Origin of the sequence: Sphingobium fuliginis (assembly GCF_004152845.1) — a bacterium.
GTDB lineage: Bacteria > Pseudomonadota > Alphaproteobacteria > Sphingomonadales > Sphingomonadaceae > Sphingobium > Sphingobium fuliginis.
The window spans coordinates 149,981-172,982 of sequence record NZ_SEON01000002.1; the positions used below are offsets into that span (position 1 = coordinate 149,981).

The following is a 23,002-nucleotide window of genomic DNA, read 5'->3' on the forward strand; positions in this document are numbered from 1 at the left end:
TGACTATAGCGGCGAAACGAACAGGATGGGATTATCCGCCAAATATTGCGAAGAGGAGAAATTCGACATTGCCCTGTGGGCCGGTAATCGGGCTGGCGGTTATGCCTTCGACCTGCCACCCGCGTGACAACACCCATTCCCGGACGTCGTTGCACACCCGTTCATGGATCGCGGGATCGCGCACGACACCGCCCTTGCCGACTTCCTCCCGCCCCGCCTCGAACTGCGGCTTGATGAGGGCGACCAGGCGCGCGCCGGGACGGGCGAAGCTCAAGGGCCGGTCCAATACCTTGGCGAGCGCTATGAAGCTGGCGTCGCAGACGATGATGTCCACCGGCTCCGGGATGTGATCGGCGGTCAGGATGCGGGCGCTGGTCTGTTCATGGACGATGACGCGGGGGTCGGAACGCAGCTTCCAGGCAAGCTGGTTGGTGCCGCTGTCCACCGCATAGACCCGCGCCGCGCCATGGGTCAGCAGGACGTCGGTGAAGCCTCCGGTCGAACTGCCGACGTCGATGGCGACGGCGCCGGTCACGTCGATATGGAAATGTTCCAGCGCATGGGCCAGCTTGATGCCGCCCCGCGACACCCAGGGATGGTCGCGGCCCTTCACCTCCAGTCCGGCGTCGGCGGCGACCTGCTGCCCGGCCTTGTCGATCTTCCGGTCGCCCAGGAAGACGAGGCCGGCCAGGATCAGCGCCTGCGCGCGCGCCCGGCTTTCGGCAAGGCCGCTGTCGACGAGCAGCTGATCGGCGCGGACCTTGGCCATCAGGGCACCAGCGCCGTCAGCGTGGCGGGCGTCAGAAGCTGCGGCAATGTCTGCGCCTCCCGGCCGGGCGCATACCAGAGGTAGAGCGGGACGCCGGAACGCCCCTGCCCTTCCAGAAAGCGGGTGATGGCGGGGTCGGCATTGGTCCAGTCGCCCACCATCACCGTGACGCCGGCCCTTTTGAAGGCCGCGCGGGTCTCTTCGCGATCGATGGCGGCGGCTTCATTGGCCTTGCAGGTCAGGCACCAGTCGGCGGTGAAATAAAGGAAAACCGGCTTTTTCGCGGCGCGAAGGCTGGCGAGGCGGGCTTCGTCGAAGGGGACGCCATGGGCCGATGCCGCGGCGGCCGGCGCATGCGCCGGCAGCAAAATGGCGGCTCCTGCGAAGAGGATGAGCGCCGCGCAGATCATGGCAAGCCCGCCGCGCCGGCCGTGACGCTGCCTGCGCCCAAGCCACCACAGGCCGGCGCCGAGGATCAGCGCCGCGCCGACGCCCAGCATGATGGCCATAACGCCGCGCTGCTGGCCGAGCAGCCACAGCAGGCCCAGCGCGGTCAACGCCATCGGGATGGCGAGAATCTTCTGAAGCCGCCCCATCCACGCGCCGGGCCTGGGCAAACGCGTGCGGAGCGGCGGGATATAGGCCAGCGCCAGAAAGGGCAGCGCCAGGCCAAGGCCAAGCCCCGCGAAGATCGCCAGCGCCGCGCCGAGCGGCAGGACCAGCGCCGCGCCCATGGCGGCGCCCATGAACGGTCCGGTGCAGGGCGTGGCGACGAAGGCGACCAGCGCGCCGGTCCAGAAGGCGCCGGACGCGCCGCCCTTGTCCGCCAGCCTGTCGCCGCCGCCGAAGGCGCTGAGTTCGAACAGCCCGGCGAGGTTGAGCGTGATCGCCGTCACCAGCAGCAACAGCAGCAGGATGATGCGCGGGTCCTGCAACTGGAACGCCCAGCCCACGGCCGCGCCCGCCGCGCGCAGGCCCAGCAGCAGGCCGCCCAGCGCGAGGCAGGTGAGGATGACGCCAAGGCTGTAGGCCAGCGCCTCCCGCCGGACGACATGCTCATCGCCCCCCGCGCGGGCGAGCTTCATCGCCTTCAGCCCCAGGATCGGAAAGACGCAGGGCATGATGTTGAGCAGCAGGCCGCCGACCAGCGCGCCGCCCAGCGCGAGGAGGACCGTCTGGAAGGTGGCGGGCCGCACCGCGGCAACCGCGCCGGGCCGTGCCGTCAGCAGGAAACCGACATGGTCGCCGGTGCGCAGGACGGCCTGGACCGGCCCGGATTTCATGCCTTGTCCGGCTTCGGTTTCGATCAGCAGCCGATCGCCCTGCCGCATGACGCTTTGCGGGGCGGCATAGCGGATGAGGCCGTCGGCCAGCGGGAAAAGATGGACATCGCGGGCGCTCGCCGCCGCGGGAAAAGGAATGGACAGGCGCAGGCGACCGTCTGCCATGGCATAGGCCGCCTCGCTGCCCAGCGGACGCGGGAGGTGGCTGCGCCAGCCGTCGAACTGCGCCCTGCTGCCCGGCAGGACGGAGCCGTCGCCCGCCATCAGGTCCAGCGCCAGTTCCGCCCCCTCGGGCACGCAGACCTTGTCGGTGCAGGCCAGCCAGTCGGCGCGGACGCGGATCGGCAGCTTCGTGCCCTTGGGCACGTCCGGCGCGACGGTCAGCTTCGCCAGCACGCCATAGGGGCCCTCATAGACATGGTTCATGAGGCCGGAGATCAACAATGTCTCCGGCACCGGATAGCGCAGCGGGCCAATGGCGACCCCCTTGGGCAGCGTCCATTTGACGGTCATGCCCAGCCCTGCATCGCCGGGATTTTCCCAATAGCCGTGCCAGCCCGGCTCCGGCGTCATGGAAAAGGCGATCGTCGTGCCCGACGCCTGCCCCTCGCCCGGCCTCGGCACGGCGCTTTCGACGGCCAGTTCCGCCGCGATATGCGGCGCGCCCCCGCCGAACGCGCCCTGCGCCCGCGCCATGGCTGGCGCGAACAGCAAAAGCACTGTCATCAGAAGGACATGAAAAATCCGCATCGGGCCTCTGTTCCGGTGGACGCAAGGGGGCTAGGTCCGCTTGCATGCGCCGTCAAGGCATCAGAAGGTCTCCTCCCCCATGTTCAAAAAAGTCGCCGCCGCCCTGCTCATCGCCAGTTCGCTGCCCGCGCTGGCCCAACCAGCGGCCACTCCCACGCCTTCCGCCCCGCCCAGGCTGATCGTCGCCATCGCCGTCGACCAGTTTTCCGCCGATCTGTTCAGCGAATATCGCCAATATTATAGCGGCGGCCTCAAGCGGCTGACGGAACAGGGCATCGTCTTCCCGCGCGGTTATCAAAGCCATGCCGCGACCGAAACCTGCCCCGGCCACAGCACCATCCTGACCGGCAGCCGCCCGTCGCGCACCGGCATCATCGCCAATAGCTGGTTCGACCTGCGCACCGCCCGCGCCGTCAAGCTGGTCTATTGCGCGGAGGATGAGACGCAGCCGGGCACCGACAGCGAAAATTACCAGGCTTCGCCCACGCATCTCAGGGTGCCGACGCTGGGCGGGCGGATGAAGGCGGCCCATCCGGCGACGCGCGTCGTATCGGTCGCGGGCAAGGACCGCGCGGCGATCATGATGGGCGGACCGACGGCCGATCAGGTCTGGTGGCTGGGCGGGCCGAAGGGCTATGTCAGCTACAAGGGCGTGGCGACGCCGCCGCTGGTCGCCAGGGTCAATGAGGTGATGGCCCAGCGTCTGGCAGAGGGCAATCCCGGCTTCGAACTGCCGCCGCAATGCGCGGCCAAGGATTTTCCGGTAAAGGCGGGCGACCGGATCGTCGGCACCGGCCGTTTCGCGCGGGAGGCGGGCGATTACAAGGCCTTCCGCATCTCGCCGGAGCAGGATGCGATGACCCTCGCCTTCGCCGCCGCCGCCATCGAGAACATGGCCCTGGGCCGGCAGGCGCAGACCGACATCATCTCCATCGGCCTGTCCGCGACGGACTATATCGGCCACACCTACGGCACGGAGGGTACGGAAAGCTGCATCCAGGTCGACCGGCTGGACCGCGAACTAGGCGCCTTCTTCGACCGGCTGGACAAGGATGGCATCGACTATGCCGTGGTGCTGACCGCCGACCATGGCGGCCATGACCTGCCCGAGCGGCACCGGATGAACGCCATGCCGATGGAGCAGCGCGTCGACAGGGCGCTCACGCCCAAGGCATTGTCGGCGGCGGTCGCGGAAAGGACCGGCATCATGGGCAAGACGCTGATCTGGGGCGATGGCCCGGCGGGCGACCTCTATTTCGACCGCAGCCTGACCGCCGCCCAGCGCGACAGGGTGGAAGCGGCGGCCCTCGCCCTTCTCCGCGCTCACCCCCAGGTGCAGGCCGTCTTCACCAGGGCGGAAATCGCCGCCACCCCCTCCCCCTCCGGTCCCCCGGAAAGCTGGTCGCTGATCCAGGAAGCCCGCGCCAGCTTCGACCCGCAGCGTTCGGGCGACCTGCTGCTGCTGCTGAAGCCGCGCGTCATGTCGATCCCCGAAGCGGCGGTGATGGGATCGGTCGCGACCCATGGATCGCCCTGGGATACCGACCGCCGCGTGCCGATCCTGTTCTGGCGCAAGGGGCTGGCCCATTTCGAACAGCCGCTCGGCGTGGAAACGGTCGACATCATGCCGACGCTGGCCGCGCTGATCGAATTGCCGGTGCCGAAGGACCAGATCGACGGGCGCTGCCTCGACCTGATCGCCGGGGACGGGGATAGCTGCGCGGCGGAGTAAATGAATAAACCTGTCATTCCCGCGAAGGCGGGAATGACGAAGTTTTTGAAGGCTCGCTGCCGCCTCAGATATTCTCCGCTATCCCGTCGCGCCCTTCCTCCAGCAGCGCGTGGACGCGATGGGGCGCGGACACTTCCACGCGGCTGGTGACTTCATAATGCGCCTTGGCCTGGCGGACGTTGCTGTCCGCGGGCACGCTGTCGGTCAGCCAGACATTGCCGCCGATCACCGACCGGCTGCCGATGATGATGCGCCCCAATATCGTCGCGCCGGCATAGATCACCACATCGTCCTCGATGATCGGATGGCGCGGCAGGGCCTTTTCCAGCGCGCCCTTCTCATCGGCCGGGAAGCTGCGCGCGCCCAGCGTCACGCCCTGATAGACGCGCACCCGGTCCCCGACGATCGCCGTTTCCCCGATGACCACGCCGGTGCCATGGTCGATGAAGAAGCTGTGCCCGATCCTCGCACCCGGATGAATGTCTATCCCGGTGCTGCCATGCGCGATTTCGGAGATGATCCGCGCCACCAGCGGCGCGCCAAGCTGATAAAGCCGGTGCGCCAGACGATGGTGCGTGATCGCCATCATCGAGGGATAGCAGATCAGCACCTCATCCACGCTGCGCGCGGCGGGATCGCCCAGAAAGGCCGCCTCCACATCGCTGTCGAGCAGTTCGCGCAGGGCCGGCAGGCTTTCCGCGAAAGCGCCGATGATGCGCGACGCTTCCCGGTCCACATGCGCGATCGGCTCGTCCTTCATCGCATAGATCAGTTCCAGCCTGATCTGTCCGTAAAGCCGGCTCAGCACCGTCTGCAGCGTCTGGGCGACATAGGCGTCCTCATTATGCAGGCGCACGAAGCTGGGGCCAAGGCGCAGCGGAAACAGCGCACCGCACAGCGCCTCCATGATCTTGGTCAGCGTGGCGCGCGACGGAAATCCCTCCGCGCCATATTCGGCATGGTGGTCCTGCCCCTGCCGCCAGCGCCGCCGCACCGCGCCCAGTTCGGTCGCCAGCCTGTCTATATCCCAATAACCCTGGGCGATTTCCTTTTCGCCTTCTGCCGTCATAAGCGCCTCTTTTCATACAGACGCCCGGCATAGCGCGGCATCCCGCCCGCCAGTAAATGAGTTTTGCTTGGGGGCAGGCAGATTCTCTTTTGTCAGCGCTTCTGGGCATCGGCCGGAAGATGCAGGCAGATTTCCGCCCGCAATCCCCCTTCCGGCCGGTTGGCGAGGGTCAGTTCGCCCCCCTCCAGTTCCACGGCCCGCGCGACGATGGCCAGACCCAGGCCAAGCCCGCGCGTGTTGCGCTGCCGCGCCTCGTCCAGACGCGCAAAGGGCTTCAACACCTCGTCCAGCTTGTCGCGCGGGATGCCGGGCCCGTCATCGTCGACCCGGATCAGCACTTCCCGGTCGCGGCGCTCCAGCGTGACGCGGGCGCGGCTGCCATAGTGCAGCGCATTTTCGATGAGGTTGACGATCGCCCGGCGCAGGGTGAGCGACCGCACGGCCATTTCCAGATGGTCGGGCCCCGCATAATCGACCTGCCTGCCCTGATCCTGGAAGGCGTCGACCACCGTCGCCACCAGCACGGCCAGGTCGGTGCGCACCGGCGGCTCGCCATTCTTCTCGCCGCCCAGGAAGGCAAGCAGCGAATCGATCATCTCGCCCATTTCCGCGAGGTCGCCCTCGATCGCCTCCCGCGCTTCATTGTCGGGCAGGTTCTCCAACCGCAGCCGCAACCGGGCGAGCGGGGTCCGCATGTCGTGGCCGACCGCCGCCAGAGTCTCCGTCCGTTCGGTGATGAGGCGATGGATGCGCTTCTGCATGGCGTTGAAGGCGCGGATGAGGTTGCGGACGTCATTGGACCCGCCCTCCTCCACGATCACTTCGTCGCTCAGGCCAATGCGCTCGGTCGCGCGGGTCAGGTCGCGCAGCGGCGCCAGCGTCCGCCGGATCATGATGCCGCCGACGATCAGCAGCGCCAGCACCGGGATCAGCGCCAGCCCCATGCGACCGATGGCGAAGGTCCATTTGCCGCCGCTATGGCGCATGCCGAAATAAAGCCAGCTTCCGTCTGCCAGGCGCAGGCCGCCATTGATCTCCGAAACCCGGCCGGGCGAGGCGAGGCGCAGCCACAGGCCCGACTGTTCCAGCGTCGGTTCCCAGTTTACGATCTGCCGGCGCATCCGCTCCAGCCCCGGCGCCAGGGCCGGCGGCGGCGGCGAGGACGGGGTCCAGTGCACGTCGTAGCGATCGGTGGTGAGTTGCAGCGACAGCGCATGCCGCTCGTCCGGCGGATGTTCGGTCAGCAGCTTGCGCGCGATGACCAGATGTTCGGCCAGGCGCCGGGCCTCGTCATCCTGTAGCGAGAGGTGGTTGGACCGTTCGTTCAGGAAGATGCCGACGGCGAATTCCAGCGTCAGGGTCAGCAGCAGGATCGCGAAAATCTGGCCGACCAGGCTGACATGCCGTCTCAAGCGCGGCTGACCTCCGCGTTGAACATATAGCCGACGCCGCGAACGGTGGTGATCGGCGCCGTGCGATCCTGCGTCGACAGCTTGCGGCGCAGGCGGCTGACCAGCACGTCGATGCTGCGGTCGCTGCTGTCGCCCATGCGGGTGCGCGAAAGCTCGATCAGCCGCTCGCGGGCGATGACGCGCTGCGGATGGCTGAGGAAGCTGCCCAGCAGGTCGAACTCCGCGCCGGTCAGGTCGACGATGGCGCCGGTCGGCGAACGCAGTTCCCGCCGGGGGAAGTTGACGATCCAGCCGTCGAAGCGCGCTTCATTCTCGCGATGCTCGTCCGGCCCGCGCTCCACGCCGACGCGGCGCAATATGGCGCGGATGCGGGCGATCAGCTCGCGCGTGCCGAAGGGCTTGGGCAGATAGTCGTCCGCGCCCAGCTCCAGCCCGACGATGCGGTCGGTCTCGCTGCCCTTGGCGCTGATGAAGATGATGGGAACGTCGCTCTTGCGGCGGATCTGGCGGCAGAGATCGATGCCGTTGGTGCCGGGCAGCATGACGTCCAGCACGACAAGGTCGACCGGCCCGGCATCGAACGCCACCCACATCTCCGGCCCGGAGGACGCCGGGCGGACCTGATAGCCATGCTCCTGCAGCGCCCGCGCCGTCAGGGTGCGCAGCGGCGGGTCGTCTTCGACAAGGATGATGGTCGGCGCGGTCATGAAAATGTCGGCACGGCTATGGGCATGACAGCGGGATAAGGACGGCCGGACCCCGGGTCAACCGCAGGGCCGGCGGGAAGCGCCCGGATGCGACAGCAGAAACAATTTGTCACGACCGGGAAAGAAGCATGCGCCGGGCCCGGCGAACCGGGCCCGGCGCATGGGATCAGAAAGCGGCGCTCAGCGAGAAGAGGATCGTGCTGCGCGCGATCGACTTGCCGAAGTCCTTGCTGTCATTGACCATGAAGTTCGGGCGCAGATATTCTTCCTCGACCCTGGCGATATCGGTGTCGACATAGGCGACGCCCACGGTCAGCGGCGTGCCGGGAATGGCCAGGTCGGCGCCGACCAGCCAGTCGAGATATTTGCCGGTCGGCGCGATCGAGGTGCCGTTGGGGCCCAGGCCCGAATTGCCGTTCGACCAGCCCATATGGGCCTTCAGCGTGACGGGGGTGTTGGGAACCGCGGCGCTCAGATCCCCCCAGACGTAGAAATTGTCTTCCTTGTCGCCCGGATCGTCGATGCCGCTGGTGGCGCTGCTCTGCCACTTGCCGAGCGCTTCCTGCTTGGGAGCATAGGCGACGCCCACCAGGCCCTTGACCGGGCCGAACTGGTGGGACAGCTTCACATAGGGTTCGGCGAAGTCCGTCTTGTCGGCGCCCGACGGATACATGTACCAGGTCAGGCCGACGTCGACCGTAGTGCCCTCGCCCAGCGCGGCGGAATAGCCGGCGACCAGGTCGAGTTCCATGTTCGCCCCGCCGAAACGGCCCCAGCCGCCAAGGCTCGAACCCCAGGTGCCGACATAGAAGCCGCTTTCATGCGTGGCGGTGATGCCGCCCTGAATGGCCATGCCACGGTCGCTCTGCGACACGCCGCGGAAACGATAGTCGGAAACCAGGCCGACGCTGCCAGTGACGGTGACGGGGCCTGCGGGCTCTTCCTGAGCGAAAGCCGGAGCGCTGGAAAGCAGCGCAAGCGCGGCACAGGCAATCTGATACTTCATGAACATTCCCCTTTTACGTAAGAATGTTCCGTCCTGCGTCCGCTCCGTCCGAAGATCTCTTGTCTTATCGTCTTCGATACCGGCGGATCGAGAGCAGGTTATGGGGATAAGGCGAATTGGGGAAATGGCTTTTTCGCAAATGCGAAAGGACATGAAGGCACTGTGATGTCCGCAACACGATTATTGTCTTACAGTCTTCTGAATATTTCTATTGTGTTTCCAGTTTGCATCTTAACGAAAAACCGCCGCATCGCCCAAGGGTGATGCGGCGGTTCGTTCAACGCCTGACGAGGGGGTGAAGGATCAGGCGGCGAGGTGACGCATGCGGCCGGTGGCGCCGAACAGTTCGACCTGCGCGCCGGTCCCGCGGCGGCGGTCGACCCATTCGCGGACCATTTCCGCGCAAGTATGGTCGATATGGCTGAGCCGCTCGACATTCAGGATGACGAGCCGCCCGGCGGGAAGCGCCTCCAGCCTGGCCGACAGCTTCGGCAGGTTGAGGAAGGTGGCGGTGCCATGCAGCGCGACTTCATGCGCGTCGTCGCGTGCTTCCTCGTCCACGCCCAGGCGGAGACGCCGGGCATGGGGCAGAAGCTCGATCAGCGAGAGGCCGATGCCGACCAGAACGCCGGTCAGCAGGTCGGTCGCCACGACGCAGATCAGCGTCGCCGCCCAGACCACGGCCGGCAGCGGGCCATAGCGGTGGAGGAGATGCTTCACATGGTCCACGCTGACCAGACGCACGCCGGTCACCACCAGGATGCCCGCCAGCGCCGCCATCGGGATTTCCCGCAACAGCCACGGCAGCAGGGCGACGAAACCCAGGATCCAGATGCCGTGCAGGATCGTCGACAGCCGCGTCCTGGCGCCGGCCTGGACGTTGGCCGAACTGCGGACGATGACGCCCGTCATCGGCAGCGCGCCGGCCACGCCGCAAAGCAGGTTGCCCACGCCCTGGGCGCTGAGTTCGCGGTTGTAATTGGTGCGCACGCCGTCATGCATGCGGTCGACCGCCGCCGCCGACAGCAGCGTTTCCGCGCTGGCGATGAAGGCGATGGCGATGGCCGTGGTGATGATCGTCGGGTTCAGGAGCTGCTGGACCAGATTGTCGCCCGGCAGCGAAATGGCCGAGACGATCGATTCCGGCACCACGACGCGCGCGACCGGAAGGCCGAGGAAGAAGGCGACCAGCGTCGCCAGCACCACGCCCACCAGAGCGCCGGGAAGCAGCTTCAAGGAAGCCGGACGCAGCTTTTCCCACCCCAGCATGCCGCCGATGGTGACAAGGCCGACCGCGAAGGCGGTGGCCGCGTCCTGGTTGCTGAGGCCGAAAATCTGCCCCGGCATGGCGATCAGATTGGCAAGGCCGCTGGAAAGCGGCTTGTCGTCGAACAGCACGTGGAACTGACCGACGACGATCAGCACGCCGATGCCCGCCAGCATGCCGTGCACCACCGCGGGCGAGATCGCGCGGAACCAGCCCCCGACCCGCAGCAGCCCGGCGATCACCTGAATGGCGCCGGCCAGGATCAGGATCGGCCCAAGGGCTGACAGCCCCTGTTTCTGCACGATTTCGAAGACGATGACCGCCAACCCCGCCGCCGGGCCGCTGACCTGAAGGGGCGAACCCGCCAGCAGGCCTACGATCAGGCCGCCGATCATGCCGGTGATCAGGCCCTTTTCCGGCGGTACCCCGGAAGCAATGGCAATACCCATGCAGAGCGGCATCGCCACCAGGAAGACGACGATGGACGCCGTGAAGTCGCGGCTGAAGGTGCCGCCGGAAAATGCCTTGAGCATGAGCTTACTCCGCGGCCTCGGCATAGGCGATGTCGACCGCCAGACGCCTGGCATGGGGCAGCGCCACGGGCAGCGGCTGGCCTTCGCGCAGCGGCAGGAAACGGCCGGTCTCGCCGTCAAGACCCAGAACCTGGCCGGCATGGATGTCGACATACCAGCCGTGCAGCGCGATCTCGCCGCGGGCGATGCCCGACGCCACCGAGGGATGGGTGCGCAGATGGGCGAGCTGCGCCACCACATTCTCCAGCGCCATGTTGCGCAGCTTCTCCGCATCGCTGAGGTCGGCGGGATAGCTTTCGCGACACACCTTCTGCGCGGCATGGCTGTGGCGCAGCCAGGCGGCGACATTGGGCATGGCGCTCAGGTCGGCATTGGTGGACAGCGCCTTCATCGCGCCGCAATCGCTGTGGCCGCATACGATGATGTCGCGCACGCCCAGCACCATGACGGCATATTCGACCGTGGAGGTCACGCCGCCATTCTGCGTCGCATGGGGCGGCACGATGTTGCCGGCATTGCGGCAGACGAACAGGTCGCCCGGATCGGCCTGCATGATATGTTCCGGCACGATGCGCGAATCCGCGCAGGAGATCATCAGCGCCTTGGGGCTCTGCCCGTCGCTGGCGAGGCGGTTGTAAAGCGCGCTCTGGTTCGGAAAGACATGGCTTTCGAAGCTGAAGACGCGACCGATCAGATCGTTCATGTCGTTGCATCCTTCTTATCTGATGGCCGGTCAGGGGGCAGACCGGCCTTGAGGATGCACAATAGGGAAGCGTTTTTGCTGCGTCGCAGCGGCTTTGTTAAATAATATGTCTGAGCGATGGAAAGCGCGATCGACAGGACGGCTCGTCCGATTTCCCCACGGAATCAATGTAATGGATGGGAAACATTCGACCGCGCCGGTTCGGCTCAGCGCCGGTCGACCACGGCGCTGAACATATATCCGCCGCCCCGCACCGTAACGATGGGCGCGGGCCGGCCGCCATGGCTGAGCTTGCGCCGCAGCCGGCTGACCAGCACGTCGACGCTGCGGTCTGACGAGGGCGCGTCCCGCACGCCGGCCAGTTCCATCAGGCGCGGACGGGCGATCACCACCTGCGGATGGTCGAGCAACACGAGCAGCAACGAAAATTCGGCGGCGGTCAGATCGACCTGCGCGCCGTCGGGATCGAGAACTTCGCGCCGGGAGGAATCCACCACCCATCCTTCGAACCGCGCCTCGGCCGGGCGGCGCACGCCAAGGGCGCGCTCATTGCGCCCACGGCGCAGCACCGCGCGCAGCCGGGCGACCAGTTCGCGGGTCGAATAGGGCTTCGCCATATAATCGTCGGCGCCCAGTTCCAGCCCGACCACCCGGTCGACCTCGCTGCTGTTGGCGCCCACCAGGATGATCGGCACGTCGCTGCGGTCCCGGACGTCGCGGCACAGGTCCATGCCGTCCGGGCCACGCAGCGCGGCGTCCAGCACGACCGCTCCCACGGGCATGCTGTCCATGGCATTCCAGATTTCGTTCGCAGAGGCGGCGGCCAGGGCCCGAAACCCGCTTTCCTCCAGCGACTGGCGCACTTCATGGCGCACATCCTGCTGGGCCTCCGCGATCAATATCAGCGGTGGACTCATCCGCCGGTTACGGCGTCCTTCGCGGACAGCGCATGAATGCCGTCAAGCTCGCCCAGCAATACCGAACGGTCCCGCTGCGCCACGGCGACCGCTTCGGCGGCGCGAGCGCTGGCGTGGCGGGCGACTTCCGCCTCGATCTCGTCGCGCGCGGCAGTGCAGCCGCCGGCATGGCTGCCCGACAGCGGGGCGAAGCGATGGATCGGCTTGGCGACGGCGGCCAGCGTGCGGCCCTGCGTCGCGACGTCCCGGTTCACGACCAGTTCGGCCTGCCAGCGGCACACCGGCATGGACGGCCGGTTGGCGAAGCGCGATTCGACCTCGCGGAAGCGGACCGTCGATTCGGTCTCGTAACTCGCCCGATAGGCGTTCGAAGCATGGGTGATTTCAGCGCTGTGGATCGGCGTGGCGACGGCAAGGGCCGCTGCGCCGGATGCGAGAATGAGCAACATGGGGCCTTCTCCCTGACGACCGGACATGGTCGGTCAGGGTTTAGGCGCACTGAATGTCTCCGAAATTTGCCGAGCGTTACAAATTGTTGCTCAAGCATTTTCCGGTTGCGGCAGGCGCATGGAACTCCTCCCGGTCTTCCGATGGGAGGACGGGTCAGGCCATGCGCATCAGGGCGGGGGCATGGATCGTCCGGCCGGCGATATGATCCAGCAGCGACGACAGCCACAGCGCATCGCTCGCCGCGCGGTGGCGATGCGGCTGGACCGAGTCGGCAAGGGCGACCGCTTCCATGATCTGCCGCTCGCCCGCGCGATGCTCGTCCAGCAGCAGCGAGACATGATCGATGAGGAAGGGCGTCGCCTGCCCCGCCGCGTCGGCCAGCGTGTCCAGCCAATATTGGTCGATCATGCTGTCGGCCACCATCCGCTGCCCCGCGCAGGCGTCGGCCAGTTCGGCCAGCACGGTTTCGACGGGCAGGCCTTCGCGCTCCACCCGGTCGCGGCTCAGGCCGTGCAGCGCCTCCGCCTCGGCCGACCAATGCCATCCGGCCCAATCGTCATGCGGCCGGATCAGCCAGCTTCGCGCCTGGCCCTTGCGGGCGATACCGACTTCGATGGGATAGGACAGGCCGTGCCGGGGCAGGCACGACGCCTCGAAATCGATCGTGATGACCGTCAAATTGCTCTCCATATTTCAAGGCCATGTCCGCCCCACTTCAGACCGGCCGGCCAGATTTTCGCTGTCGCTCACCTAAGCGGCGACTATGTCAGTCCGAAGTCAGCGGCGCGAAAAATGATGCGGACGGGCGCTTTCCGTCGACCGGCCGAAAAAGGCCCGCCCACCGGAAAATCCCGACATGGAAGCGCATTCGCCATGCAACCTGCGGGCCTTTCACGCTTTTAACGGGGGCGCCCACCGCAGGTCGGGGGATCGGTGGCGGCGCGATCTTCGAAGGGATGCCCGACCATGAAAATTGCACAGATTGCTCCGCTTGCCGAAAGCGTGCCGCCGCGCCTCTATGGCGGTACCGAACGCATCGTGTCCTACCTGACGGAGGAACTGGTGCGTCAGGGTCATGAGGTGACGCTGTTCGCCAGCGGCGACTCCGTGACCGCGGCGGAACTGGTGCCGGTGACAGACATGGCGCTGCGGCTCAATCCCGACGTGCGCGACCCCATTCCCTATCACATGATCCTGCTGGACGCCGTGCGCCGCCGGGCCGACGAATTCGACGCGCTGCATTTCCATATCGACCTGCTGCACATGCCGCTGGTCCAGGATTTCATCGGCCGCACGGTGACGACGCTGCACGGCCGGCTGGACCTGCCCGATCTTCCCGCCTTCTACCGCGCCTTTCCCGATCACAGCCTGGTGTCGATTTCCGACCATCAGCGGCTGCCGATGCCGCCGGTGAACTGGGCAAGGACGATCCACCACGGGCTGCCGGCCGACCTGCTGCCGCCCCGCACCGGCCCCAGCGACGGCTACCTTGCCTTTCTGGGACGGATTTCGCCCGAAAAACGCCCCGACCGGGCGATCCGCATTGCCGCCCGCGCCGGACTGCCGCTGCGGATCGCGGCGAAGATCGATGCGGTGGACCGCGCCTATTGGGAGGAGGAGATCGCGCCGCTGGTCGAACGCTATCCCAATATCCACTATATCGGGGAGATCAACGAGGCGCAGAAGGCCGAATTCCTGGGCCGGGCAAGCGCCCTGCTGTTCCCCATCGACTGGCCCGAACCCTTCGGCCTGGTGATGATAGAGGCCATGGCCTGCGCCACGCCGGTCGTCGCCTTCCGCTGCGGCTCCGTCCCCGAGGTGATCGACCATGGCCAGTCGGGCTATATCGTCGAGAGCGAGGATGAAGCGGTCGCGGCGGTCCGCCGACTCCACGAACTCGACCGCGCGCAGGTGCGCGCCGCCTTTGACGCACGCTTCACGGCAGAGCGGATGGCGGCCGATTATGTTCAGCTTTATCATGATCTTCCCGGCGCGCGGACGCAGGCCGCGATGCTGCGCCGGCTACGCGGAGAAGGTTCGGAACTTCAGGTCGTGGGATAGGGCATTTTCAACTGGACCGTTTACGGTCGACAGCCCGGAAAATGCGGCATCAAAGGACAAGAGCGTTTTCACCCGTCGTGAAAACGCTCCGGCATCAGGAGAGAGGCATGACGGCAAGCCAGTTGCAGCCGGAAAACCCCAGCCCTTCGGTCCCGAACGCCGGTCACGGCGTCGATCCGGGACAGGCGCTGTCGCAGGCGCAGACGCAATTCTTCATCCCGGCGACGGCGTCGCTGCATGAGCGGCGGCCGCGAACGCTGAAACATGGGGACAGCTTCGCCGTCTTCGACCATAGCGGCGATGCGATTGCCGGTCCGGGCAGTCCGGAAGGACTCTATCATCGCGACACCCGGCATCTGTCGCATCTCTACCTCACCATCAACGACACCCGGCCGATCCTGCTGAGTTCTGGCCTTCGCGACGACAATGCGATGCTGACCTGCGACCTCACCAATCCCGATTTTCCGGGCGGGGACGGCCGGGTGGCGGTCGAACACGATCTCATCCACCTGCGCCGCACCCGTTTCCTGTGGGAAGGCGCGGTGCATGAACGGATCACGATCCGCAATTTCGACACGGAGGTCCGCACCGTGGCGGTGAATATCGGTTTCGCCGCCGATTTCGCGGACCTGTTCGAGATACGCGGCATGACCCGTCTGCGGCGCGGCGCCGTGCGGGAACCTGTGATCGGCCCAAAGTCCGTGCTGCTGGGCTATGACGGGCGCGACGACAAGCGGCGCGAAACGCTGCTGCGCTTCGATCCCGCTCCCCAGATCCTGACGGAAAGCCGCGTACGCTTCGAGGTGGCCGTGCCGCCCGGCGAGCGGCGCACGCTATATCTGCAAATCTGCTGCCAGCCGCAGGATGATGAGCCGGTGGGCGACCTGTCCAAGCATTTCCTGAAGACGCTGCGCGAATCCATGCAGGCGCTGAAGCAGGCGCGCACGCGCGGGGCGACCGTGCGCTCCTCCAACCAGCTTTTCAACGAGGTGGCCCGGCGGTCGGTCGCCGACATCACGATGTTGTCGACCGACACCGAATATGGGCCCTATCCCTATGCCGGCATTCCCTGGTTCAGCACCGTCTTCGGTCGCGACGCGATCATCACCGCGCTGGAGACGCTGTGGCTGGACCCGGCGATCAGCCGCGGCGTGCTCGGCTATCTGGCCGCGCATCAGGCAACCGAATATGACGCCGCCGCCGATGCCGAACCGGGCAAGATCCTGCATGAAGTGCGCCATGGCGAAATGGCGGAACTGGGCGAAGTCCCCTTCCGCCATTATTATGGCAGTATCGATTCGACGCCTCTGTTCGTGATGCTGGCCGGGGCCTATCTGGAAAGAACGGGCGACAGCGGCTTCATCGCCTCCATCCTGCCCCATGTCGAGGCTGCGCTGAGGTGGATAGACGAGCATGGCGACCGCGACGGCGACGGGTTCGTCGAATATGGGCGGCTGACCGACCAGGGGCTTGTCAATCAGGGATGGAAGGACAGCCATGATTCGGTCTTCCATGCCGATGGCAGCATTGCGCGCGGCCCGATCGCGCTGGCGGAGGTGCAGGCCTATGTCTATGGCGCGTGGCGAGCGGCGGAGGCGATCTTCACCGCACTGGGCGATCCGGACAGGGCGGTGAACCACCGCGCGCGGGCGGACGATCTGCGCGATCGTTTCGACGCCGCCTTCTTCGACGCCGGGATCGGCACCTATGTGCTGGCGCTGGATGGGGATAAGAGGCCGTGCCGCGTCCGCTCCTCCAATGCCGGGCACGTGCTGTTCACCGGCCTCGCGAAGGAGGCGCGCGCCGACATGGTGGTGCACACGCTGATGGCGCCGGCCTCCTTTTCCGGCTGGGGCGTGCGGACCATCGCCTCGACGGAGGCGCGCTACAATCCGATGAGCTATCATAACGGATCGATCTGGCCGCATGACAATGCGCTGATCGCGGCGGGCTTTTCCCGCTATGGCTACCGGACGCAGGCGGCCCAGATCTTCGAGGGGCTGTTCGCGGCCGCGACCTATGTCGACCTGATGCGGCTGCCCGAACTGTTCTGCGGCTTTCCCCGGCGGCGGGCGCAGGGGCCGACATTCTATCCCGTGGCGTGCAGCCCGCAAGCCTGGTCCGCGGCGGCGCCCCTGTCGCTGATCCAGTCGAGCCTGGGCCTGACCTTCGATGTCGCGGGGGCGGAGATTGCCCTGCGCGATCCCACCCTGCCCCGCTTCATCGACGAGCTGACGCTCTACGGCCTGCGCCTCGGGGACGCGGCGGTGGACATCGCCTTCGACCGGATGGGCGACAAGGTGGTGGTGAAGCCGCTCGACCGGAAGGGGCATGCGCGCGTCGTGACCATTGCCTGACAAATGGCGCTTGGCATTGCCGCAAATGGGCTTACATCCCCGGCCATTGGCTGACAGGATGGAATGAAGCATGGCAGGGACGGCGCTGATCACCGGAGCAACCGCGGGCATAGGCGCCGCATCGGCGCGGCGTTTCGTCGCCGCCGGGTGGAAGGCGATAGTCACCGGGCGCCGCGCCGAACGGCTGGACGCGCTGGTTGAGGAACTGGGCGCGGACAGGGTGCATGCGATCAGCTTCGACATGCGCGACGAAGCCGCCATCGACGCGGCCTTGGCCGCGCTGCCTCCGGGCTTTGCCGATGTCGACCTGCTGATCAACAATGCGGGACTGGCATTGGGCACGGCGCCGGCGCAGCAGGCCGATCTCGACCAGTGGCGCCAGATGATCGACACCAATGTCACCAGCCTCGTCACCATCACCCATAAGCTGCTGCCCCGCCTGATCGAGCGCAGGGGGGCGATCATCAACATCAGTTCGGTCGCGGCGACCTATCCCTATGCGGGCGGCAACGTCTATGGCGGGACCAAGGCGTTCGTCAGCCAGTTCTCGCTGGGGCTGCGGTCGGACCTGCATGGCACGGGGGTCCGCGTGACGTCCATCGAACCGGGCATGGTCGAAACCGAATTCACCCTGGTCCGCACTGGCAGCCAGGCGGCATCGGACGCGCTCTATGGCTCCGCCAATCCGATGACGGCGGAAGATATTGCGGAAACCCTGTTCTGGGTCGCCAGCCAACCGCCCCATCTGAACCTCAACCGCATCGAACTGATGCCGGTCACCCAGTCCTTCGCCGGCTTCCAGGTCGCTCGCGAGGGCTAGGCAGCGTGGATATGTTCATGACCTCGCCGGACTGATTGATCGGGTGGCTGCAAGACATTCCGAATTCGTCCACGCGGCCGGGAACCTATTCCCTCATCCGTCAACTTGCCCATCACGCCACGCCATTGTGACAGCCCCGTCACAAAAACGTCTCCCTCCAGTCAAACAGCCCACATCGCAGTGCAACATTGAACCGCTAGGGCGCCCCCCAATCCACGATTGCGGAAAAAGGGGAAGTCCACATGCGTATCGCCACCGCCCTGCTGATGGCCTCGACGGCCATGGCCGCCATGCCAGCCTTCGCGCAGGAAGCCGCGCCCGTACCGTCCGCCGCCGACGCGGCGGTCGAGGGTGCGAACATCATCGTCTTCGGCCGGGGCGAAACCCGTCAGGTTCAGGAAATCCAGGCGCAGGACATCGTCACCCTGACGCCCGGCACCAACCCGCTGAAGGCCATTGAAAAGCTGCCCAGCGTCAATTTCCAGTCGGCCGATCCCTTCGGCAACTATGAATGGTCGCAGCGCGTCACCATCCGCAGCTTCAGCCAGAACCAGCTCGGCTTCACCTTCGACGGCATTCCGCTGGGCGACATGAGCTACGGCAATCACAACGGCCTGCATATCACCCGCGCCATCAGCTCGGAAAATATCGGCAGCGTGCGCGTGTCGCAGGGCGCCGGCTCCATCGGCACCCAGGCGACCAATGCGCTGGGCGGCACGATCGAACATTTCTCCGCCGATCCAGCCGACTATCTGACCGGCGGCGCGCTGGCCGGCAAGGGCAACCTCACCTATGGCAGCGACGAAAGCTGGCGCGGCTTCGCCCGTCTGGCGCTGGGCAGCCGCGACGGCATCCGGGGCTATGCCTCCTACGCCTATGGCTCGACCGACAAATATAAGGGCAATGGCACGCAGGACCAGCATATGGGCAATGCCAAGGTCGTGATCCCTGTCGGCGACGTGACGGTTGACGGCTGGCTCAGCTATTCCGACCGGCGGGAACAGGATTATCAGGACATGTCGATGTCGATGATCCGGCGGCTGGGCTGGGATTGGGACAACACATATCCCGATTATGCCCGCGCCATCGACTATGCCAGCCGCCTGAACGATGTCGATCGGGTCAGCAACAGCGGCGGGTCGCCCTTCCCCGATGGCCGCTACGACTATAGCGGCGCGCTCGTTTCCGGCGGGCAGGTCTATCCCGGCAACGTCACCAGCGCGGACGACGCCTATTATGACGCCGCCGGCCTGCGCAAGGACTGGCTGGGCGCTCTGGGCATCGCCGCCCCGCTGGGCGAGCGGGCCAGCTTCAAGCTCAAGGGCTATTATCACCACAACAAGGGCATGGGCCTGTGGGCGACGCCCTATGTCCCCAGCCCCAACGGCGTGCCGATGTCGGTCCGCACCACCGAATATGAAATGGACCGGATCGGCGTCTTCGGCAGCGTCGACTTCGCGCTGGGCATCCAGAATTTCACGGTCGGCGGCTGGTATGAGAACAACGAATTCAACCAGGCCCGCCGCTTCTACGCCTTCGCCAGCCGGACCGAGCCGGGCCTCAGCTTCCGCGACTATCCGAAGAACCCCTTCGCGACCCAGTGGGAATTCGACTTCACCACCGACACCATCCAATATCATGTCCAGGACAGGATCGACCTTGGCATGGTGAAGATCGACCTGGGCTGGAAGGGGTTCAAGGTCACGAACGAAGCCGACGCCGTGGTGCAGGCCAGCTTCCCGGAGGGCCGTATCAAGGCCGAGGACTGGTTCCAGCCCCATGCCGGTTTCGCGGTCGAACTGTCTCAACAGGCAGAGGTCTTCGGCGGCTTCACCCAGGCGACCCGCGCCTTCGCCAGCGCGACGACCACCGGTCCCTTCTCGACCAACCAGATCGGCTTCGACGCGATCAAGGGCAGGCTGAAGCCGGAAGCATCGGACACCTATGAACTGGGCCTGCGCTACCATGACGGCGTCTTCAACGGCGTGATCGGCGCCTATCTGGTCAACTTCCGCAACCGCCTTCTCGCGGTGCAGGTCGGCAGCCCCATTCAGGGCTTCGCCTCGGCGCTCCAGAATGTCGGCAATGTCCGCGCGATCGGCGTGGAAGCGGCGGGCACGCTGACGCTGGGCGGCGGTTTCAGCCTCTATGGCTCCTACAGCTACACCGACTCCACCTATCGCGACGATGTGGTGGACGACAGCGGCGCCGTCACGTCGATCAAGGGCAGGACCGTCGTCGACAGCCCCAGGCATATCGCCCGGGGCGAGATCAGCTATGACCATGAGGGCGCGTTCGGCCGGATCGGCGTCAACTATATGTCGCGCCGCTATTACACCTACACCAACGATCAATCGGTGCCGGGCCGGGTGATCGTGGACGCCAGCGTCGGCTATCATTTCAACGAGAATCTGGAATTGCAGCTCAACGCCACCAACCTGCTGGACAAGCGCTATGTCAGCACCATCGGCTCGGGCGGTTTCGGCAATAGCGGCGATGCGCAGACCCTGCTGGTCGGCGCTCCCTCGCAATTCTTCGCTACCTTGAAGGCGGGATTCTAAGGCGATGAATAAGGCCGCGCTGCTCCTCGCCGCCCTCGCCGCCCTTCCGGGCGCGGCGCTGGCGAACCCGGTCCTGCTGATCTCCATCGACGGGCTGCGCCCGGGCGACGTGCTGGAAGCGGACAGGCGCGGCCTTGCCATCCCCAATCTGCGCCGCTTCGTGAAGGAGGGGGCCTCCGCTTCGGGCGTGACGGGGGTGCTGCCCACCCTCACCTACCCCAGCCATACGACGCTGATCACCGGCGTTGCGCCCGCGCAGCACGGGATCACCGCCAATAACAGCTTCGATCCCAATGGCATCAACCAGGGCGGCTGGACCTGGTACGCCTCCGACATCCGGGTGCCGACATTGTGGGAAGCGGCGACCAAGGCAGGGCTCACCACCGGCAATGTCCATTGGCCGGTCAGCGTCGCGGCCAGCGGCGTGACCTGGAACCTGCCGCAGATCTGGCGCACCGGCCATGCCGACGACGTGAAGCTGCTGGATGCGCTGGCGACGCCGGGCCTCAGGGCGGAACTGGAACGCGCGACCGGCACGCCCTATGCCATGGGGATCGATGAAAGCCTGTCGGGCGATGAAAATCGCGGCCGCTTCGCCACCGCTCTGATCGAAAGCCACAGACCCGGTTTCCTGACCGTCTACCTGACCGCGCTGGACCATGAGCAACATGCGAAGGGTCCGGACACGGCCGAAGCGAAGACCGTGCTGGAAAGGATCGACGGCATCGTCGGCCGGATCGTCGCGGCGGAGCGCAAGGCGCATCCCGATGCGGTGATCGCGCTGGTCAGCGACCATGGCTTCCAGGCGACGCACAGCGCCGTCAACCTGTTCCGCCCCTTTATCGACGAAAAGCTGATCGTGCTGGACAAGGACGGCAAGGTCGCATCCTGGCTGGCCATGCCCTGGATTTCCGGCGGATCGGCCGCGATCATGCTGGCCCGGCCTGGGGATGAGGCACTCGCCGCGCGGGTCGGGGCGCTGCTCGACAGGCTGGCCGCCGATCCCGCCCATGGCATTGCCCATATCGCCGACCGCGAACGGATCGCCCGCATGGGCGGCAATCCGCAGGCGGCCTTCTACGTCGATCTCCAGCCCGGCTTCGTGACCGACATCTTCCGCGGCCCCGCCGCGCCCCTGGTGGCGCCCGCCCCGATCAGGGGCATGCATGGCTATTTTCCGGGACCGGCCAATCTGCAATCGACCTTCCTGCTGATGGGCGAAGGCGTACCCGCCGGGCGGAAGCTGGGACAGATCGACATGCGGGCCATCGCCCCCACCCTGGCGCGGATCATGGGCGCCAGTCTGCCCGATGCCGAAAAGCCGGCGATCGATCTGCGCCCCTGACCCGGCGGCGATGGCGGATGAGTCCTTAGTCTGATCCTCAGGGTCAGACCGCCGCCTCGAACCCCCGCATCAGCGCGATGGCCGAGTTGCGGAAGCGGGGGTCGCTGGTCACCTCGTCCCCCACCCAGTCCGGCAGGTCGAAGCGTTCGTCAATCGACCGCATCTCGACCTCCGCCAGGACCAGCCCTTCCGCCGCCCCGGCAAAGACGTCGACTTCCCAGACCTTGCCATCATGCGGCACGCGATAGCGGGTCTTCCTGATCAGCGTATCGACGCAGAGCCGGTCGAGCATGTCCTCCGCATCCGCCGCGGGTATCGCATATTCGAACTCGTCCCGGACCAAGCCCGCCCGCGCACTCTTGACGGTAAGCCAGGCCCCGTCCGCCGACAGGCGCACCCGCACGCTGGCATGGCCGCCATGCGCGACATAACCCTGCCGCAAGTCCCGCCCCGCGTCCGCCATCGCCCGCCATTCATCGCTCACGACCAGGAATTTCCGTTCGATCTCGACTGCCATGAACGCTCCGACGAAGGATCGCCAGCGGCCGGCGAACTGATCCATGTTTAGCGCATGTCGGACATGAACGGGAGTCGGTTCGTCGCGATTGAGCAATGACTCTTCCCGGACCGGCCGGCATGGAAGGGCCGCCGCCCCATGCGGTCATAGGTTGATCCGGCGCGCTTTCTCCTACATTCTAAGGCACGCTGCGTTAAATCGGGGGCAGGTCGCGCGCTCCCGGTTTCCGTGCCGCATCCTTTCAGGCAGAAACCCCTTTCCCACTTTTCTGCACGATGCTCCAGGACGGAACGGCAGCATATAGGCTGTATCGACATCCAGCCCTGACAGGAGAAAAGCCATGCGCGTGATGGTGCTCGTAAAGGCCACTGAGGACAGCGAACGAGGTTTCGTCGCCACTCCGGAGACTCGGGCGGCGATGGAAGCCATGGGCCGGTTCAACGACGAACTGGCGGAGGCCGGCATCCTGCTCGCCGCCGACGGCCTGACGCCCTCTTCCCAAGGCAAGCGGATCGCCTTCAACGGTCCGAACCGGACGGTCATCGACGGCCCTTTCGCACAGGCCCGCGAACTGGTCGCCGGCTTCTGGCTGTGGGAAGTCAAGGACATGGAAGAGGCCGTCGCCTGGGCGAAGCGCTGCCCCAACCCCATGCCGGGGCCGAGCGAGATCGAAATCCGGCCGATTTACGACCTGGCCGATCTTTCCTGAGATGCGGGGGGCAACAGGTCAAGGATTCGACGGG

19 protein-coding genes are annotated in these 23,002 nt (G+C 66.2%); 7 read left to right on the top strand and 12 right to left on the bottom strand.

The window, feature by feature from the left end; genetic code table 11:
- Window positions 1–31: 31 nt before the first annotated feature.
- Window positions 32–769, bottom strand: a complete 738-nt coding sequence (locus EWH10_RS05660; protein ID WP_025549713.1) for a TlyA family RNA methyltransferase — start codon at window positions 767–769, stop codon at window positions 32–34.
- On the bottom strand, window positions 769–2,802 hold the full coding sequence (locus EWH10_RS05665; protein ID WP_065846797.1) for a protein-disulfide reductase DsbD family protein: 2,034 nt from the start codon (window positions 2,800–2,802) through the stop codon (window positions 769–771). The genes EWH10_RS05660 and EWH10_RS05665 overlap by 1 nt, the downstream gene beginning before the upstream one ends.
- A gap of 79 nt (window positions 2,803–2,881) precedes the next feature.
- Between EWH10_RS05665 and EWH10_RS05670 the strand changes: the two genes are divergently transcribed.
- Window positions 2,882–4,534: an alkaline phosphatase family protein gene (locus EWH10_RS05670; RefSeq protein WP_044661713.1), complete on the top strand. Its 1,653-nt coding sequence runs from the start codon at window positions 2,882–2,884 to the stop codon at window positions 4,532–4,534.
- 64 nt (window positions 4,535–4,598) lie between these two features.
- Here EWH10_RS05670 and epsC read toward each other — a convergent pair whose 3' ends face one another.
- The 9 genes from epsC to EWH10_RS05715 all read right to left on the bottom strand — a co-directional run bounded on the left by epsC (window position 4,599) and on the right by EWH10_RS05715 (window position 13,276).
- Window positions 4,599–5,603: a serine O-acetyltransferase EpsC gene (gene epsC, locus EWH10_RS05675; protein ID WP_025549715.1), complete on the bottom strand. Its 1,005-nt coding sequence runs from the start codon at window positions 5,601–5,603 to the stop codon at window positions 4,599–4,601.
- Between the two features lie 92 nt (window positions 5,604–5,695).
- On the bottom strand, window positions 5,696–7,015 hold the full coding sequence (locus tag EWH10_RS05680) for an ATP-binding protein (protein WP_025549716.1): 1,320 nt from the start codon (window positions 7,013–7,015) through the stop codon (window positions 5,696–5,698).
- Window positions 7,012–7,722: a response regulator gene (locus EWH10_RS05685; protein ID WP_025549717.1), complete on the bottom strand. Its 711-nt coding sequence runs from the start codon at window positions 7,720–7,722 to the stop codon at window positions 7,012–7,014. The genes EWH10_RS05680 and EWH10_RS05685 overlap by 4 nt, the downstream gene beginning before the upstream one ends.
- Before the next feature lie 166 nt (window positions 7,723–7,888).
- On the bottom strand, window positions 7,889–8,734 hold the full coding sequence (locus EWH10_RS05690; protein WP_025549718.1) for a TorF family putative porin: 846 nt from the start codon (window positions 8,732–8,734) through the stop codon (window positions 7,889–7,891).
- A gap of 297 nt (window positions 8,735–9,031) precedes the next feature.
- A complete protein-coding gene (locus tag EWH10_RS05695; RefSeq protein ID WP_044661712.1) occupies window positions 9,032–10,528 on the bottom strand; it encodes a SulP family inorganic anion transporter in 1,497 nt (498 codons plus the stop codon).
- Window positions 10,529–10,532: 4 nt separating this feature from the next.
- Window positions 10,533–11,231, bottom strand: a complete 699-nt coding sequence (locus EWH10_RS05700) for a carbonic anhydrase (RefSeq protein ID WP_025550378.1) — start codon at window positions 11,229–11,231, stop codon at window positions 10,533–10,535.
- A 206-nt stretch (window positions 11,232–11,437) separates the two neighbouring features.
- The gene (locus tag EWH10_RS05705; RefSeq protein ID WP_044661711.1) at window positions 11,438–12,148 is read right to left on the bottom strand and encodes a response regulator transcription factor; all 711 of its coding nucleotides are present in this window, start codon (window positions 12,146–12,148) and stop codon (window positions 11,438–11,440) included.
- Window positions 12,145–12,597: a hypothetical protein gene (locus EWH10_RS05710; protein ID WP_025550374.1), complete on the bottom strand. Its 453-nt coding sequence runs from the start codon at window positions 12,595–12,597 to the stop codon at window positions 12,145–12,147. The genes EWH10_RS05705 and EWH10_RS05710 overlap by 4 nt, the downstream gene beginning before the upstream one ends.
- Before the next feature lie 154 nt (window positions 12,598–12,751).
- Window positions 12,752–13,276 (bottom strand): 3'-5' exonuclease, encoded by a 525-nt coding sequence (locus tag EWH10_RS05715; protein WP_044663057.1) that lies wholly within the window; start codon window positions 13,274–13,276, stop codon window positions 12,752–12,754.
- A 288-nt stretch (window positions 13,277–13,564) separates the two neighbouring features.
- Here EWH10_RS05715 and EWH10_RS05720 point away from each other — a divergent pair, with 288 nt between their 5' ends.
- From EWH10_RS05720 to EWH10_RS05740, 5 genes are all read left to right on the top strand, one after another.
- On the top strand, window positions 13,565–14,659 hold the full coding sequence (locus EWH10_RS05720) for a glycosyltransferase family 4 protein (protein WP_025550370.1): 1,095 nt from the start codon (window positions 13,565–13,567) through the stop codon (window positions 14,657–14,659).
- A gap of 107 nt (window positions 14,660–14,766) precedes the next feature.
- Window positions 14,767–17,016, top strand: coding sequence for an amylo-alpha-1,6-glucosidase (locus tag EWH10_RS05725; RefSeq protein WP_044661710.1), 2,250 nt, complete (start codon window positions 14,767–14,769; stop codon window positions 17,014–17,016).
- Window positions 17,017–17,086: 70 nt separating this feature from the next.
- Window positions 17,087–17,836, top strand: coding sequence for an SDR family NAD(P)-dependent oxidoreductase (locus EWH10_RS05730; RefSeq protein ID WP_025550367.1), 750 nt, complete (start codon window positions 17,087–17,089; stop codon window positions 17,834–17,836).
- Window positions 17,837–18,078: 242 nt separating this feature from the next.
- Window positions 18,079–20,397: a TonB-dependent receptor gene (locus EWH10_RS05735; protein WP_065846799.1), complete on the top strand. Its 2,319-nt coding sequence runs from the start codon at window positions 18,079–18,081 to the stop codon at window positions 20,395–20,397.
- A 4-nt stretch (window positions 20,398–20,401) separates the two neighbouring features.
- Complete coding sequence (locus EWH10_RS05740; protein ID WP_065846801.1) at window positions 20,402–21,742, top strand: alkaline phosphatase family protein; 1,341 nt, start codon at window positions 20,402–20,404, stop codon at window positions 21,740–21,742.
- A gap of 43 nt (window positions 21,743–21,785) precedes the next feature.
- On the opposite strand, the gene EWH10_RS05745 is transcribed toward EWH10_RS05740, so the two are convergent.
- Window positions 21,786–22,304, bottom strand: coding sequence for a CYTH domain-containing protein (locus EWH10_RS05745; protein ID WP_229742455.1), 519 nt, complete (start codon window positions 22,302–22,304; stop codon window positions 21,786–21,788).
- A 295-nt stretch (window positions 22,305–22,599) separates the two neighbouring features.
- On the opposite strand from EWH10_RS05745, the gene EWH10_RS05750 reads away from it, so the two are divergent.
- Window positions 22,600–22,968, top strand: coding sequence for a YciI family protein (locus EWH10_RS05750; protein ID WP_025550361.1), 369 nt, complete (start codon window positions 22,600–22,602; stop codon window positions 22,966–22,968).
- Window positions 22,969–23,002: the final 34 nt, after the last annotated feature.

Excerpts from the sequence above, each read along its gene's own strand:
- EWH10_RS05660 (WP_025549713.1), bottom strand. The coding sequence starts at position 769 with ATGGCCAAGGTCCGCGCCGATCAGCTGCTCGTCGACAGCGGCCTTGCC.
- EWH10_RS05665 (WP_065846797.1), bottom strand. The coding sequence starts at position 2,802 with ATGCGGATTTTTCATGTCCTTCTGATGACAGTGCTTTTGCTGTTCGCG.
- EWH10_RS05670 (WP_044661713.1), top strand. The coding sequence starts at position 2,882 with ATGTTCAAAAAAGTCGCCGCCGCCCTGCTCATCGCCAGTTCGCTGCCC.
- epsC (WP_025549715.1), bottom strand. The coding sequence starts at position 5,603 with ATGACGGCAGAAGGCGAAAAGGAAATCGCCCAGGGTTATTGGGATATA.
- EWH10_RS05685 (WP_025549717.1), bottom strand. The coding sequence starts at position 7,722 with ATGACCGCGCCGACCATCATCCTTGTCGAAGACGACCCGCCGCTGCGC.
- EWH10_RS05690 (WP_025549718.1), bottom strand. The coding sequence starts at position 8,734 with ATGTTCATGAAGTATCAGATTGCCTGTGCCGCGCTTGCGCTGCTTTCC.
- EWH10_RS05695 (WP_044661712.1), bottom strand. The coding sequence starts at position 10,528 with ATGCTCAAGGCATTTTCCGGCGGCACCTTCAGCCGCGACTTCACGGCG.
- EWH10_RS05700 (WP_025550378.1), bottom strand. The coding sequence starts at position 11,231 with ATGAACGATCTGATCGGTCGCGTCTTCAGCTTCGAAAGCCATGTCTTT.
- EWH10_RS05705 (WP_044661711.1), bottom strand. The coding sequence starts at position 12,148 with ATGAGTCCACCGCTGATATTGATCGCGGAGGCCCAGCAGGATGTGCGC.
- EWH10_RS05710 (WP_025550374.1), bottom strand. The coding sequence starts at position 12,597 with ATGTTGCTCATTCTCGCATCCGGCGCAGCGGCCCTTGCCGTCGCCACG.
- EWH10_RS05720 (WP_025550370.1), top strand. The coding sequence starts at position 13,565 with ATGAAAATTGCACAGATTGCTCCGCTTGCCGAAAGCGTGCCGCCGCGC.
- EWH10_RS05725 (WP_044661710.1), top strand. The coding sequence starts at position 14,767 with ATGACGGCAAGCCAGTTGCAGCCGGAAAACCCCAGCCCTTCGGTCCCG.
- EWH10_RS05730 (WP_025550367.1), top strand. The coding sequence starts at position 17,087 with ATGGCAGGGACGGCGCTGATCACCGGAGCAACCGCGGGCATAGGCGCC.
- EWH10_RS05735 (WP_065846799.1), top strand. The coding sequence starts at position 18,079 with ATGCGTATCGCCACCGCCCTGCTGATGGCCTCGACGGCCATGGCCGCC.
- EWH10_RS05740 (WP_065846801.1), top strand. The coding sequence starts at position 20,402 with ATGAATAAGGCCGCGCTGCTCCTCGCCGCCCTCGCCGCCCTTCCGGGC.
- EWH10_RS05745 (WP_229742455.1), bottom strand. The coding sequence starts at position 22,304 with ATGGATCAGTTCGCCGGCCGCTGGCGATCCTTCGTCGGAGCGTTCATG.
- EWH10_RS05750 (WP_025550361.1), top strand. The coding sequence starts at position 22,600 with ATGCGCGTGATGGTGCTCGTAAAGGCCACTGAGGACAGCGAACGAGGT.